Source organism: Pilimelia anulata (genome assembly GCF_014647895.1).
Lineage (GTDB): Bacteria > Actinomycetota > Actinomycetes > Mycobacteriales > Micromonosporaceae > Pilimelia > Pilimelia anulata.
Map to the genome: position 1 here is coordinate 628,369 of NZ_BMQB01000002.1, position 14,125 is coordinate 642,493.

At 76.6% G+C, this 14,125-nt stretch carries 14 protein-coding genes; 13 read left to right on the forward strand and 1 reads right to left on the reverse strand.

Annotated features, from left to right (window positions below):
• The 11 genes from IEY94_RS07535 to IEY94_RS07585 all read left to right on the forward strand — a co-directional run bounded on the left by IEY94_RS07535 (position 1) and on the right by IEY94_RS07585 (position 11,375).
• Positions 1–1,278 carry an adenosylmethionine--8-amino-7-oxononanoate transaminase gene (locus tag IEY94_RS07535; RefSeq protein ID WP_189169295.1) on the forward strand — a complete coding sequence of 426 codons (1,278 nt, stop codon included), beginning with the start codon at positions 1–3 and terminating at the stop codon, positions 1,276–1,278.
• 11 nt (positions 1,279–1,289) lie between these two features.
• Positions 1,290–2,123 (forward strand): orotidine-5'-phosphate decarboxylase, encoded by an 834-nt coding sequence (pyrF, locus tag IEY94_RS07540; protein WP_189169296.1) that lies wholly within the window; start codon positions 1,290–1,292, stop codon positions 2,121–2,123.
• 179 nt (positions 2,124–2,302) lie between these two features.
• Entirely contained in the window at positions 2,303–2,620 is a 318-nt protein-coding gene (gene mihF, locus IEY94_RS07545; protein ID WP_189169297.1) for an integration host factor, actinobacterial type, read from the forward strand.
• Between the two features lie 27 nt (positions 2,621–2,647).
• Positions 2,648–3,238: a guanylate kinase gene (gmk, locus tag IEY94_RS07550; RefSeq protein WP_189169298.1), complete on the forward strand. Its 591-nt coding sequence runs from the start codon at positions 2,648–2,650 to the stop codon at positions 3,236–3,238.
• Positions 3,239–3,444: 206 nt separating this feature from the next.
• Positions 3,445–3,711 (forward strand): DNA-directed RNA polymerase subunit omega, encoded by a 267-nt coding sequence (gene rpoZ / locus IEY94_RS07555; protein ID WP_189169299.1) that lies wholly within the window; start codon positions 3,445–3,447, stop codon positions 3,709–3,711.
• Between the two features lie 10 nt (positions 3,712–3,721).
• Positions 3,722–4,927 (forward strand): bifunctional phosphopantothenoylcysteine decarboxylase/phosphopantothenate--cysteine ligase CoaBC, encoded by a 1,206-nt coding sequence (gene coaBC, locus IEY94_RS07560; protein ID WP_189169300.1) that lies wholly within the window; start codon positions 3,722–3,724, stop codon positions 4,925–4,927.
• A 199-nt stretch (positions 4,928–5,126) separates the two neighbouring features.
• The gene (gene metK, locus IEY94_RS07565; protein ID WP_189169301.1) at positions 5,127–6,317 is read left to right on the forward strand and encodes a methionine adenosyltransferase; all 1,191 of its coding nucleotides are present in this window, start codon (positions 5,127–5,129) and stop codon (positions 6,315–6,317) included.
• Between the two features lie 48 nt (positions 6,318–6,365).
• On the forward strand, positions 6,366–8,369 hold the full coding sequence (locus IEY94_RS07570) for a primosomal protein N' (RefSeq protein WP_189169401.1): 2,004 nt from the start codon (positions 6,366–6,368) through the stop codon (positions 8,367–8,369).
• Positions 8,370–8,488: 119 nt separating this feature from the next.
• Positions 8,489–9,064 (forward strand): peptide deformylase, encoded by a 576-nt coding sequence (def, locus tag IEY94_RS07575; RefSeq protein ID WP_189169302.1) that lies wholly within the window; start codon positions 8,489–8,491, stop codon positions 9,062–9,064.
• A gap of 5 nt (positions 9,065–9,069) precedes the next feature.
• Positions 9,070–9,996: a methionyl-tRNA formyltransferase gene (gene fmt, locus IEY94_RS07580; protein ID WP_189169303.1), complete on the forward strand. Its 927-nt coding sequence runs from the start codon at positions 9,070–9,072 to the stop codon at positions 9,994–9,996.
• Positions 9,993–11,375 carry an RsmB/NOP family class I SAM-dependent RNA methyltransferase gene (locus IEY94_RS07585; RefSeq protein ID WP_373291235.1) on the forward strand — a complete coding sequence of 461 codons (1,383 nt, stop codon included), beginning with the start codon at positions 9,993–9,995 and terminating at the stop codon, positions 11,373–11,375. The genes fmt and IEY94_RS07585 overlap by 4 nt, the downstream gene beginning before the upstream one ends.
• Before the next feature lie 78 nt (positions 11,376–11,453).
• Here the strand turns inward: IEY94_RS07585 and IEY94_RS07590 are convergent, their stop codons facing one another.
• Entirely contained in the window at positions 11,454–12,587 is a 1,134-nt protein-coding gene (locus IEY94_RS07590; RefSeq protein WP_189169304.1) for a hypothetical protein, read from the reverse strand.
• A gap of 182 nt (positions 12,588–12,769) precedes the next feature.
• Between IEY94_RS07590 and IEY94_RS07595 the strand changes: the two genes are divergently transcribed.
• Both IEY94_RS07595 and rpe read left to right on the forward strand, forming a co-directional pair.
• Positions 12,770–13,411: a YgjV family protein gene (locus tag IEY94_RS07595; RefSeq protein ID WP_189169305.1), complete on the forward strand. Its 642-nt coding sequence runs from the start codon at positions 12,770–12,772 to the stop codon at positions 13,409–13,411.
• A 9-nt stretch (positions 13,412–13,420) separates the two neighbouring features.
• Complete coding sequence (gene rpe / locus IEY94_RS07600; protein ID WP_229783397.1) at positions 13,421–14,104, forward strand: ribulose-phosphate 3-epimerase; 684 nt, start codon at positions 13,421–13,423, stop codon at positions 14,102–14,104.
• Positions 14,105–14,125: the final 21 nt, after the last annotated feature.

A 14,125-nucleotide genomic window follows, 5' to 3' on the forward strand; every position in this document is an offset into this window, starting at 1 on the left:
GTGACGCCCGAGGAGATCGTCGCGCTCGACCGGGCGCACGTCTGGCACCCGTACGGGCCGATGCCGGGCACGAGCGACCCGTACGTGGTCGCGTCCGCTTCCGGCGTGCGGCTGACGCTGGCCGACGGGCGGGAGCTGGTCGACGGGATGGCGTCCTGGTGGGCGGCGATCCACGGGTACCGGCACCCCGCCCTGGACGCCGCCGTCGCCGACCAGCTCGGCCGGATGAGCCACGTGATGTTCGGCGGGCTCACCCACGAGCCCGCGGTCCGGCTGGCCACCCGGCTGGTCGCCGCCGCCCCGCCCGGCCTGGCGCACGTCTTCCTGGCCGACTCCGGCTCGGTCGGCGTCGAGGTCGCGGTGAAGATGGCGCTCCAGTACTGGCGCTCCCGCGGGCGCCCCGAGAAGCGCCGGCTGGCCACCTGGCGCGGCGGGTACCACGGGGACACCTTCCACCCGATGAGCGTCTGCGACCCCGAGGGCGGCATGCACGCGCTGTGGCGCGGCGTGCTGCCCGCGCAGGTGTTCGCCCCACCGCCCCCGGCCGGCGGCGTCGACGACGCGTACGTGGCCGCGCTGGACACCCTCCTGGGCACCCGTGCGGGTGAGTTGGCGGCGGTCATCGTCGAGCCGGTGGTGCAGGGCGCCGGCGGGATGCGCTTCCACGACCCCGGCTACGTGGCCGCGCTGCGCCGGCTCTGCGACGCCCACGGGGTGCTGCTGATCCTCGACGAGATCGCCACCGGCTTCGGCCGGACGGGTGAATTCTTCGCCGCCGGGCACGCCGGGATCACCCCCGACATCATGTGCGTGGGCAAGGCGCTCACCGGCGGGTACCTCTCGCTGGCCGCCACGCTGTGCACCCCGGCGGTCGCCGACGGCATCTCCCGCGGCGCCGTTCCCGTCCTGGCGCACGGACCGACTTTCATGGGCAATCCGCTCGCCTGCGCCGCCGCCAACGCGTCCCTGGACCTGCTCGCCACCGGGGCCTGGCGGGCGGACGTGGACCGCCTCGCGCGGGGCCTGGCGGCCGGCCTGGGGCCGCTGCGGGGGTCACCGGGAGTGGCCGACGTCCGGGTGTGCGGGGCGATCGGCGTGGTCCAGCTCGACCACCCCGTGCCGATGGCCGCGGCGACCGCGGCGGCGGTCGCGGCGGGGGTCTGGCTGCGCCCGTTCCGGGACCTGATCTACGTCATGCCGCCGTACGTGACCGACGACGCGGACCTCGCGCTGATCTGCCGCGGCGTCGCCGCGGCGGCCGCCGCGGGCCCGCAGTGAGGAGGAACACAATGGAACCTTTCGGTACCCGCCTGCGGTCCGCGCTGGACCGGCTCGGGCCGCTCTGCGTGGGCGTGGACCCGCACCCCGGCCTGCTCGCGCGGTGGGGGCTGGCCGACGACACCGACGGGCTGGCCCGGTTCAGCGGGGCGGTCGTCGAGGCCCTCGCCGGCCGGGTGGCGGTGATCAAGCCGCAGTCCGCGTTCTTCGAGAAGTACGGATCGCGTGGAATTGCAATACTGGAGTCGACTATCCGACAGTGCCGCGAAGCGGGGTCATTGGTGTTGCTCGATGTCAAACGGGGCGACATCGGTTCGACCATGACGGCGTACGCGACGGCCTACCTCGACCCGGCGAGCCCGCTGTGCGCCGACGCCCTGACGGTGGCGCCGTACCTCGGTGTCGGTGCGTTGCAGCCGGTCTTCGCCGCTGCCAGGGCCGCGGGTGGCGGGGTGTTCGTGCTGGCGCTCACGTCCAACCCGGAGGGTGCCGCCGTACAGCACGCGCGGGCGGCCGACGGGCGGACCGTGGCGCAGACCGTGATCGACGACATTGCCCAGCTCAATGCGGGGGTGACCCCGCTGGGCAGCATGGGACTGGTGGTCGGCGCGACGATTGGCGACACCGGCCACGAATTGACGAATTTCAATGGCCCAATCCTCGCGCCGGGCATGGGGGCGCAGGGCGGAACCGCCGCCGGATTACGCAACGTGTTCGGCGACGCGCTCTCCGCAGTGCTGCCGTCGTACTCCCGCGAGGTGCTCGGCGCGGGGCCCGGAGTGGCCGCGCTGCGGGCCGCGGCGGACCGCGTCCGGGACGACTGCGCGGCCGTTCTGCGCGGCTGAACGCCGCTGAGCTGGGGTACCGCCGCTGTGATCTTGCCAGCCCGACGTTGCCGAAAACGCCGTTGACCGCTAGTTTTCCGTCCCGCCGGGAACCACCAGCCCCACGCGTTCCCGGTGACCCTTCGAACCAGACGCGCTCCGGTCGACCGGCCGGGGCGCAAGGGACCTGAGGAGAACTGGTGCCGCTCCCGTCACTGAGCCCCGAGCAGCGCGCTGCCGCGCTGGAGAAGGCCGCGGAGATCCGCAAGGCCCGTGCCGAGCTGAAGGATCAGCTCAAGCAGGGCAAGACCACCCTGGCCGACGTGCTCGAGCGCGCCGAGGCCGACGACGTGGTCGGCAAGCTGAAGGTCTCGGCCGTGCTGCAGGCGCTGCCGGGCATCGGCAAGATCCGGGCCACCCAGATCATGGAGAAGCTCAAGATCGCGGACAGCCGGCGGCTGCGCGGTCTGGGCGACCAGCAGCGCCGCGCGCTGCTGGGGGAGTTCGCCGCGAACTGACCGCGGCGGGTCGCGTATAAACGTTCCATGCATCGCGACGCGCGCCCGGCAGCCCGGCTCACGGTTCTCTCCGGCCCCTCGGGGGTCGGCAAGGACAGCGTGATCGAGCTGATCCGGGCGCGCGCGCCCTGGGTCGCCCTCTCGGTGTCGGTCACGACCCGCAAGAAGCGCGACTACGAGGTCGACGGGGTGCACTACCACTTCGTCGACCGGGCGGAGTTCGCCCGGCTCATCTCCGGCAACCAGCTCCTCGAGTGGGCGGAGTTCGCCGGCAACCTGTACGGCACCCCGCGGGCCCAGGTCGAGGGCAAGCTCGCCGCCGGGATCCCCACCCTGCTGAAGATCGACCTGCAGGGCGCCCGCCAGGTCCGCGCCTCGATGCCCGCGGCGCAGCTCATCTTCCTGGCCCCGCCGAGCGTCGAGGAGCTGAAGCGGCGGCTGATCGGCCGCGGTACCGACGACGCGGAGACGATCGCCCGCCGGATGGCGCACGCCGACGACGAGCTGGCCGCCGAGAAGGAGTTCGACCGGACGGTCGTCAACGACTACGTCGAGCGCGCCGCGGACGAACTGCTAGGATTGCTCGGTTCCCCCATCGGGGACGCTGTCCGTCCGTAAGACGCTGTCCGTCCGTAACGGGACGCGGTCCGCCCGTAAGGGGCGGCCGGGCAACGGACCCGCCGCGGCACTGCACCGCGCGGCGGTGACCCGCCCCCGGCCCTGCCCGGGCCGCGGCGCACTCGGCCCGGTACCGCCAGACCCCGGCCGTTGCCCGACCGGGTGCACCCACCGGTGTGTCCGACTCGAAGCTGAGGATCGAAAACGTGGCCACTGTCGCCAATCCGGAAGGCATCACCTTCCCGCCGATCGACGAACTGCTGGAGAAGACCACCTCCAAGTACGCCCTGGTGATCTTCGCCGCCAAGCGCGCCCGCCAGGTCAACGCCTACTACAGCCAGCTCGGCGAGGGCCTGCTGGAGTACGTCGGCCCGCTGGTCGAGACCACTCCGCAGGAGAAGCCGCTCTCGATCGCCCTGCGCGAGATCAACGGCGGCCTGCTGACCGCCGAGCCCACCGGCGAACCCGCCTGACCCGCGCGGCATGACCGCGCGGGTGATCCTGGGCGTGGGCGGCGGCATCGCCGCCTACAAGGCCTGCGAACTGCTCCGGCTGTTCACCGAGGGTGGGTACGACGTCCGCGTCGTGCCCACCGCGGCCGCGCTGCGCTTCGTGGGCGCGCCGACCTGGGCGGCCCTGTCCGGCCACCCGGTGCACGACGACGTCTTCGCCGACGCGCACGACGTCCCGCACGTCGCCCTCGGCCGCTCGGCCGACCTGGTGGTCGTCGCCCCGGCCACCGCGGACCTGCTCGCCCGGGCCGCCCACGGCCTCGCCGACGACCTGCTCACCAACACCCTGCTGACCGCGCGCTGCCCGGTCGTGCTCGCCCCGGCGATGCACACGGAGATGTGGGAGCACCCGGCGACCGTCCGCAACGTGGCCACCCTGCGCGGCCGCGGCGTCGACGTGATCGAGCCGGCGGTGGGCCGGCTCACCGGGGCCGACACGGGCAAGGGCCGGCTGCCCGACCCGAGTGAGATCCTCGCCCGCGCCGTCGGCCACCTGCGCACCGCCGGCGACCTGGCCGGGCGCCGGGTGGTGGTCACCGCGGGCGGCACCCGCGAGCCGCTGGACCCCGTCCGGTACCTGGGCAACCGCAGCTCCGGCAAGCAGGGCTGGGCGTTCGCCGAGGCCGCGCTGGCCCGCGGCGCCGCGGTGACCCTGATCGCCGCGAACGTGACCCTGCCGCCGCCGCCGGGTGCCGAGCTGGTCGCCGTCGGCACCACCGAGCAGCTCCGCAAGGCCGCGGTCGAGGCGTCCGCGGACGCCGACGTGGTGGTGATGGCCGCGGCGCCGGCCGACTTCCGCCCGGCGACGGTCGCCACCGACAAGATCAAGAAGGCGGACGTCGGCGACACCCCGACGATCGCCCTGGTCGCCACCCCCGACATCGCCGCCGAGCTGGGCGCCCGCAAGCGCCCCGGCCAGCTCCTGGTGGCGTTCGCCGCCGAGACCCGGGACGCGGTGCCGCACGCCCGGCGCAAGCTGGCCGCCAAGCGGGCCGACCTGATCGTGGTCAACGAGGTCGGCGTCGACCGCGGCTTCGGCGCGGACGTCAACGCCGCCACCGTGCTCGACGCCGACGGGGTGGTGGCCGACTTCCCCGAGCGGTCCAAGCGGGAACTCGCCGAGGCGGTGTGGGGTGTGATCTGCGCCCGCCTGCCGAATGCGGGCCTTACGGGGTGACGCACCGGCCGCGTACGCTCGGTAAAGTCGTCCGCGGTCTCTAGACTCCGCGGAGCAAATGTCGCGTATGGGACATGTGGTCGCGTATCGGCGTGCGGCGCGGAAGAGGCGCCGCACTGTTCGTGCGCGGCCCGCGTTCGCGTACGCGGGTCGCCGGCCCCGCGCCGCCGGCGGACACGGACCGTACAAGGGAGTGCTCGTGGGACGCCGTGTGTTCACTTCAGAGTCGGTGACCGAAGGTCACCCGGACAAGATCGCTGACCAGATCAGCGACGGGATTCTCGACGCGCTGCTGGCGGAGGATCCGCGCAGTCGAGTGGCGGTGGAGACGCTGATCACCACCGGCCAGGTGCACGTCGCGGGCGAGGTGACCACCCGGGCGTACGCGGACATCCCGACGATCGTGCGGGAGACGATCCTGGGGATCGGCTACGACTCGTCCAAGAAGGGGTTCGACGGCTCGTCCTGCGGGGTGAGCGTGTCGATCGGGTCGCAGTCGCCGGACATCGCGCAGGGCGTGGACGCGGCGCTGGAGCACCGCACCGGCGCCGCCGGCGACGAACTGGACTCGCAGGGCGCCGGCGACCAGGGCATGATGTTCGGCTTCGCCTGCTCGGAGACGCCCGAGCTGATGCCGCTGCCGATCGCGCTGGCGCACCGGCTGGCCCGCCGGCTGGCCGCGGTCCGCAAGGACGGCACCGTGCCGTACCTGCGGCCGGACGGCAAGACCCAGGTCACGATCGAGTACGACGGCCTGCGCCCGGTCCGCCTGGACACGGTCGTGGTGTCGAGCCAGCACGCGGCCGACATCTCGCTGGAGACGCTGCTGGCCCCGGACGTGCGCGAGCACGTGATCACGCCCGAGCTGGAGGGCCTGGGGCTGGACATCGACGGGTACCGGCTGCTGGTGAACCCGACCGGCCGGTTCGAGATCGGCGGCCCGATGGGCGACGCCGGCCTGACCGGTCGCAAGATCATCGTGGACACGTACGGCGGGTACGCCCGGCACGGCGGCGGCGCGTTCTCCGGCAAGGACCCGTCCAAGGTGGACCGGTCGGCGGCGTACGCGACCCGCTGGGTGGCCAAGAACGTCGTCGCGGCCGGGCTGGCGGAGCGGTGCGAGGTGCAGGTCGCGTACGCGATCGGCAAGGCCGCCCCGGTGAGCCTGTACGTCGAGACGTTCGGCACCGAGACCATCGCCCCGGAGCGGATCGAGAAGGCCGTCTCGGAGGTCTTCGACCTGCGCCCGGCGGCGATCATCCGCGACCTGGACCTGCTGCGCCCGATCTACCGGCAGACCGCCGCGTACGGGCACTTCGGCCGGGAGCTGCCGGAGCTGACCTGGGAGCGCACCGACCGGGTCGCCGACCTGAAGTCCGCCACCGCCTGATGCGTGGCCCGCAGCACTGACCCCGCGCACCGGCAGCCCGCGAGCGCGCTGCCGGTCGCGCGGGTCTGCGTCGACCTGCCGCTGCCGCACCTGGACCGGCCGTTCGACTACCTGGTGCCGGACAACGCCGACGCCGCCGCCGCGCCGGGCACCCGGGTGAAGGTGCGGTTCGCCGGGCAGCTCGTCGACGGCTGGCTGCTGGACCGGGTCGGCGCCTCCGCGCACCCCGGCAAGCTGGCGTACCTGGCCCGGGTGGTCTCGCCCGAGCCGGTGCTGGACCCGGCGGTCCGCGAGCTGGCCCGGGCGGTCGCCGACCGGTACGCCGGCAGCCTCGCCGACGTCCTGCGCCTGGCCGTCCCGCCCCGGCACGCCCGGGTCGAGAAGGAGCGCCCGGCCGACGCCGGTACCGCGCCCCCGCCGGACCCCGCGACGCCGTCCCCGCCCGCCACGTCCCCGCCCGCCGCGTCCCCGGCCGTTGCCGAGCCGGTCGGCGCGGGCCAGGCGGCCGGCGGCTGGGGGGACTACCCGGCCGGGGCGGCGTTCCTGCGGGCGCTGGGCGACGGCCGGGCGCCGCGCGCCGTCTGGTCCGCCCTGCCCGGCGAGGACTGGCCCGCCCGGTACGCCGAGGCCGTCGCCGCCGCGCTCGGCGCCGGCCGCGGCGCCGTGGTCGTCGTCCCCGACGCCCGCGACCTGGACCGGCTCGACGCCGCCTGCGCCGCCGCGCTCGGCCCCGGCCGGCACGTCGCGCTCACCGCCGCCCTCGGCCCGGCCGAGCGGTACCGGCGCTTCCTCGCCCTGCGCCGCGGCGCGGTCCGGGTCGCCATCGGCACCCGGGCCGCCGCGTTCGCCCCGGTCGCCGACCCCGGCCTGGTCGCGATCTGGGACGACGGCGACGACCTGCACGCCGAGCCGCGGGCGCCGTACCCGCACGCCCGCGAGGTCCTGCTCACCCGGGCCCGGCTGACCGGCGCCGCCGCGCTGATCGGCGGCCACGCCCGCAGCGCCGAGGCGCACCTGCTGGTGGAGGCCGGCTGGGCACACGAGCTGGCCGCCGAGCGGGCGACCGTCCGGGCCCGGGCGCCCCGGGTCGAGCCGCTGGGCACCGACCCGCAGCTCGCCCGCGACCCGGCCGCGGCCACCGCCCGGCTGCCGAGCCTCGCCTGGGACGCCGCCCGGGCCGCGCTGCGCGCGGACGCGCCGGTGCTGGTCCAGGTGCCGCGGCGCGGGTACCTGCCGGCGGTGTCCTGCCGGGAGTGCCGCACGCCGGCCCGCTGCCCGCACTGCCGCGGCCCGCTCGGCCTGCCCGCCGCCGGCGGGCACACCGCCTGCCGCTGGTGCGCCCGGGTCGCCACCGCGTACGCCTGCCCGGCCTGCGGCAGCCGGGCGCTGCGCGCCGCGGTCGTCGGCGCCCGGCGGACCGCGGAGGAGCTGGGGCGGGCATTCCCCGGCGTACCGGTGCGCACGTCCGGCCGGGACGGCGTCCTGCCCGCGATCGAGCCCGGCGCGGCGCTGGTCGTCGCCACGCCCGGCGCCGAGCCGCTGGCGCCGGGCGGGTACGGCGCGGTCCTGCTGCTGGACACCTGGGCGCTGCTCACCCGGGCCGACCTGCGCGCGGGCGAGGAGGCGCTGCGCCGCTGGCTGGCCGCCGCGGCGCTGGCCCGGCCGGCGCCGGCCGGCGGCCGGGTCGTGGTGGTCGCCGACGCGGGACTGCCGCCGGTGCAGGCGCTGGTCCGCTGGGACCCCGCCGGGTACGCCGGCCGGGAGCTGGCCGACCGGCGCGAGCTGGGCTTCCCGCCGGCGGCCCGGATCGCCAGCCTGACCGGCCCGCCGGCCGCGGTCGCGGACCTGCTGGCGGGTGCGGCGCTGCCGGCCTCGGCCGAGCTGCTCGGGCCGGTGCCGGCCGACGGGGAGCAGGAGCGGATGCTGGTCCGGGTGCGCCGGGGCGAGGCGGCGGCGCTGGCCGCCGCGCTGCACGCCGCCGCCGGGGTGCGCAGCGCCCGCAAGGACCCGCACCCGGTCCGGGTCCGGGTGGACGCCCTCGAACTCCTCTAGCCGCGGCCCGGCCGCCCCCGCCCGGCGCCCGGCCGGCGGGGAAGCGCGGCCGCCCGCGGCGGGCCGGGCCGCCGCCGTAGACTGATTCGTCCGCCCTTCCCCGGTCCAGGAGCGTGCGTGTGACCGTCCAGCCCATCCGCCTCTTCGGCGACCCGATCCTGCGGACGGCGGCCGACCCGGTCGTCACGTTCGACCGGGAGCTGCGCGCGCTGATCGCGGACCTGGCCGAGACCATGCACGACGCCGGCGGCGCCGGCCTGGCCGCGCCGCAGCTCGGCGTGGGCCTGCGGGTGTTCGCGTTCAACGTGGACGGCGTCGACGGCCACCTCGTCAACCCGGTCCTGGACCTGGCCGACCCCGAGGAGCAGGACGGCCCCGAGGGCTGCCTGTCGATCCCCGGCCTGTACGCCGACACCAAGCGCCGGATGCACGTCGTGGCCCGCGGCTTCACCGGCCACGGCGACCCGGTGCAGATCGTCGGCACCGGCCTGCTGGCCCGCTGCCTCCAGCACGAGACCGACCACCTGGACGGGGTGCTGTTCCTGGACCGGCTCGACCCGGCGGCCCGCAGGGAGGCGATGCGGGCGATCCGCGCGGCCGACTGGTACGACCCCGCGGCCCCGCCCACGGTCAAGCTCAGCCCGCACGCGCCCGCCGGCCCCGCCGCCGCCGACCCGTTCGGCCGGGGCCGGTGACCGGGATGCGGCTGGTCTTCGCCGGCACCCCGGCCGTCGCGCTGCCCGCGCTGGACGCGCTGGACAAGTCCGACCACGAGGTCGTCGCCGTGCTCACCCGCCCGGACGCGCCCGCCGGGCGCGGGCGCCGGCTGGTCCGCTCGCCCGTCGGGGCGTGGGCCGACGAGCGCGGCGTCGAGGTGCTGACCCCGGCCCGGCCCGGCGAGCCGGCGTTCCTGGACCGGCTGGCCTCGCTCGCGCCGGACTGCGTGCCGGTGGTCGCGTACGGGGCGCTGGTCCCGCCCGCGGCGCTGGCCCTGCCGCCGCGCGGCTGGCTGAACCTGCACTTCTCGCTGCTGCCGGCCTGGCGCGGCGCCGCCCCCGTGCAGTACGCCGTCCTGCACGGCGACCCGGTCACCGGCGCCAGCGTGTTCGCGCTGGAGGAGGGCCTGGACACCGGCCCGGTGTACGGCACGCTCACCGAGCCGGTCGGCGACCGGGACACCGCCGGCGACCTGCTGGACCGGCTGGCCGACCGCGGCGGCCACCTGCTCGCCGCCGTGCTGGACGCGCTCGCCGCCGGTACCGCCCGCGCGGTGCCGCAGCCGGCCGACGGCGTGTCGCTCGCCCCCAAGCTCACCATCGACGACGCGCGGGTGCGCTGGTCGGACCCGGCGTTCGCCGTGGACCGCCGCGTCCGCGCCTGTACGCCCGCGCCCGGCGCGTGGGCCACCTTCCGGGAGGACCGCGTGAAGCTCGGACCGGTGACGGTCGCGCCGGACGGCCCGCGCCTGCGGCCCGGCGACGTCCTCGTGGAGCGGGCCCGGGTGCTCGTCGGCACCGGTACCGAGGCGGTGGCGCTCGGCGAGGTCCGGGCCGCGGGGAAGCGGGCGATGCCGGCGGTCGACTGGGCCCGCGGCAGTCGGATCGGCGCCGGGGAGCGGTTCGCGTGAGCGGGTACCGGCGGCCGACCGTGGATCCGGCCCGGCGGGTGGCGTTCGAGGCGGTCAACGCGGTGCACCGCGACGACGCGTACGCCAACCTGATCCTGCCCCGGCTCCAGCGCGACTTCGGCCTGTACGGGCGGGACGCGCACTTCGCCACCGAGCTGACGTACGGCACCCTGCGCGCCCGCGGCACCATCGACGCGGTGCTGGCCGCCGCCGCCGACCGGGAGATCGACCGGATCGACCCGACCGCCCGGGACGCGCTGCGCCTCGGCGTGTACCAGGTCCTGCACACCCGGGTGCCCCCGCACGCCGCGGTGTCCGCGACGGTCGACCTGGTCCGGGACGTGGCGCCCGGCGCGACCGGCTTCGCCAACGCGGTCATGCGCCGGGTGTCCGTCCGGGACCTGGACGGCTGGCTCGGCGAGATCGCCCCGGACGCCGACACCGACCGGGTCGGCCACCTCGCGGTCACCCGCAGCCACCCGGAGTGGATCGTGCGGGCGTTCGCCGACGCGCTCGGCGGCGACCTGGCCGAGACCGAGCGGCTGCTGGCCGAGGACAACGAGCGCCCGCCGGTGCACCTGTGCGCCCGGCCCGGCCTGATCGACGCGGGCGAGCTGGCCGACGCGGTGGGCGGGGCGCCGGGGGCGTTCTCGCCGTACGCCGTGTACCTGCCCGGCGGCGACCCCGGCGCGATCGCCGCGGTGGTCGACGGCCGGGCGCACGTCCAGGACGAGGGCTCGCAGCTCGTCGCGGACGCGCTGGCCGCCGCCCCGCTGGACGGCCCGGACGCCCGCTGGCTGGACCTGTGCGCCGGCCCCGGCGGCAAGGCGGGCCTGCTGGGCGCGCTGGCCGCGCTGCGCGGCGCGCACCTGACCGCGGTCGAGGTGATCGCGCACCGGGCCGAGCTGGTCGCGCACGCGGTACGCGGGCTGCCGGTGGAGGTCCGGCACACCGACGGCCGGGAGGTGGGCGACCGCGCCGAACTCCGGGCGGGCTGGTTCGACCGGGTGCTGGTGGACGCGCCGTGCTCGGGGCTCGGCTCGCTGCGCCGCCGCCCGGAGGCGCGCTGGCGGCGCACCCCGGCGGACCTGCCGGCGCTGACCAAGCTCCAGCGGCAGCTCCTGGAGGCGGCGCTGCGGGCGGCCCGGCCGGGCGGCCTGGTGGCGTACGTGACCTGCTCGCCGCACCTGGTCGAGACGCAGGTGACGGTCAGCGAGAGCGCCCGCCGGTCCAAGCTGGCGGTCGAGCTGGTCGACGCCCGGCCGCTGCTGCCGGGCGTACCCCGGCTGGGGACGGGGCCGAGCGTCCAGCTCTGGCCGCACCGGCACGGCACCGACGCGATGTACCTGGCGCTGCTGCGCCGCGTCGACCGCTCCTGACGCCGGCCGGCTCGCACCCCGCGAGGTCGGGCGGCCGCTCCCGGCGCCCGCGGCGGCCGGCTGCCGCCACGGCGGCGGTCAGTAGCGGCGGGGGCCGCCGAGCCCGCCCGGCCCACTGTCGGTCAGCCGGTCCCGCCACTGCCCGGCGCGGTTGCCGATCGTGCGCAGGGTGTCGCTGGCCCAGGCGGCCGCCGCCCCGGTCGGGGCGGTGACCCGCTGGCCGGCGCCGCGGGCGGAGCCGAAGCCCTGCCGGCCCGGCACGCGGTTCGCGCCGTACGCGCCGCCGGTAGGCGGGGCGGCGCCCGGCCGGCTGCCCGGCCCGGGCCGGCGGCGGGCGGCGGCGCCGACCCGGCGGCGGTAGTAGAACGCGAGCAGCAGCCCCGCACCCACGACGAGCAGCAGCCCGCCGGTGGCGAACCAGGACGCCGGCAGCCCCGTGCGGGAGCCGGCCGCCACCGGGCTGCCGCCGGGCCCGAACACCGACGAGCCGGTGTCCGGCAGCGTCCCGGCGGGCAGGGTGGTGCTGCCGCCCGGCTCGACCGCGACCGGGGCGGTCGCCGGGGGCGCGCCCTCCGGCGCCGCCCCCGGGGGCGGCGCGGCGTTCCGATTGCCGTTGCCGGCCGGGGCGCCGCCGTTCGCGCCGGCGGCGCCGTCAGCGCCCGCAGCGCCGCCCGCAGCGCCGTCGTCGCCCGCGCCGCGGGCGGCGCCGGCGGCGTTGACGGTCACCGTCCGGTTGGCCCGGCCGAGCTGCTCGTCCTGCCGGTCGACCGCCGACACGGTCACCGCGACGCTGCCGCCGGTGGCGCCGGTGGCGCTGATCCGGTACCGCGTGGTCACCGTCCCGCGCCGGCACAGCCGGCGGATGTCGTCGCTCTGGTCGGCCAGCCGGAGCAGGTTGCCGTCCCGGCGCACGTTGATCAGGGTCGGGCGGTCGCCCTCGACCCGGCGCACCTGCAGGTCGCCGACGGCCAGGCCGCCGCTGACCCGGGCCTCCAGGGTCCAGCGGATCCGCTGGCAGACCTGCGCGGTGCCGCCGGACGTCCGGCGCAGGACCGCGGCCAGTTCGGCGCCGGTGCCGCCGGTGCGCACCGCCCGGGGAGCCTGGGTGATCCGTACGTCAGTGCCCGCCGCGCTCGCCGGTGCGGCGCTCAGGACGAGGGTGAGCAGCGTTGCCGCGGCCGACCAGCCGGCCGCGGACCGTACCCGCCTCATCGGCGTACCTCGATTCGTCGGGGGTCGATGTCGTGACTCAACGTTAGGTCGGCGGCCCCGGCGCGGAAAGGGAGCACTATTCGCGTCCTGCGCTGGTTGTGGGCGGCCAGAACTCGTCGTGTGATGAACTGCGAGCACTGAGTGATCGGTGCCGGTCGGACGCTTCGCCTAGGCTCGGCGTCGTGCACTGGCTCGAACTGCTCGGCTGGACCGGCTCCGCGATCCTCGTCTGGTCCCTGCTCCAGACCCGCATCCTCCGGCTGCGCGCCTGGAACCTGCTCGGCAGCCTCATCCTGGTCGGCTACAACACCGCCGTCGGGGTCTGGCCGATGGTCGGGCTCAACGTGGTCCTCACCGGGATCAACCTGGCCCAACTCGCCCGGCTCTGGCGCAGCCGGGACGACAGCCGGGCGTACGCGGTGGTGGAGCTGCCGGTCGACGACCCGTTCCTGCGGCACGTCCTCGGCGTGCACGGCGCCGACATCGCCCGGTTCAATCCCGGTTTCGCCCCGCCCGCGGCCACCGGCGACCGGTTCGCGTTCGTGGTGCTGCGCGGCGACGAGGTGGTCGGCCTCGTCCTGGTCCGGTCCCGCTCCGGCGGCGTCGCCGAGATCGAACTGGACTACGTCACCCCCCGGTACCGCGACTTCACCCCCGGCCGGTTCGTCTTCCGGCGCAGCAGCGTGCTGGCCGACCGCGGCTTCCGCCGGGTGGTCACGCCGCCGCGGATGGTCGCCCCGTACTACGGCCGGCTCGGCTTCACCCGGCAGGGCGGGGCGTGGGCGCTGGACCTCGGCGAGCCGGCCGGCCGGCCGGGTTCGTAGACTGGCGGGGTGAGTGACAGCAGCGCCGGTGCCCGGCCGGCGACCGTGATCGCGCCCAGCCTCCTCGCCGCCGACTTCGCCCACCTCGCCGCCGCCGCCCGCGCGGTCGAGGGCCGGGCCGACTGGCTGCACGTGGACGTCATGGACAACCACTTCGTGCCCAACCTGACGATCGGCCCGCCGGTGGTCGAGAGCCTGTACCGGGCGACGGACATCCCGTTCGACGTGCACCTGATGATCGAGGACCCGGCCCGGTGGGCGCCCGGCTACGCCGAGCTGGGGGTGTACAACGTCACCTTCCACGCCGAGGCGTGCGCCGACCCCGTCGCGCTGGCCCGCGACCTGCGGGCCGCCGGCAGCCGGGCCGGCCTGGCGATCGACCGGGACACCCCGGTCGAGCCGTACCTGGACCTGCTCCCGCACTTCGACACCCTGTTGATCATGACGATCAAGGCCGGCTTCGGCGGCCAGGCGTTCATGCCGGAGCTGCTGGCCAAGGTCCGCGCCGCCCGCAAGCGGGCCGACGCCGACGAGCTGGCGATCCGGATCGAGGTGGACGGCGGGATCGCCGCCGACACGATTGCCGCGGCGGCCGAGGCCGGCGCGGACGCGTTCGTGGCCGGTACGGCGATCTACGGGGCCGACGACCCGGCGGCGGCCATCGACCGCCTCCGCGAGCTGGCCCGGGCCTGACCGTGGCCGCGGCGGGTCCGG

Bases quoted from the DNA above. Each gene is read 5' to 3' on its own strand.
- IEY94_RS07590 (WP_189169304.1), bottom strand. From the start codon at position 12,587: ATGAGGCGGGTACGGTCCGCGGCCGGCTGGTCGGCCGCGGCAACGCTG.
- coaBC (WP_189169300.1), top strand. From the start codon at position 3,722: ATGACCGCGCGGGTGATCCTGGGCGTGGGCGGCGGCATCGCCGCCTAC.
- fmt (WP_189169303.1), top strand. From the start codon at position 9,070: ATGCGGCTGGTCTTCGCCGGCACCCCGGCCGTCGCGCTGCCCGCGCTG.
- gmk (WP_189169298.1), top strand. From the start codon at position 2,648: ATGCATCGCGACGCGCGCCCGGCAGCCCGGCTCACGGTTCTCTCCGGC.
- pyrF (WP_189169296.1), top strand. From the start codon at position 1,290: ATGGAACCTTTCGGTACCCGCCTGCGGTCCGCGCTGGACCGGCTCGGG.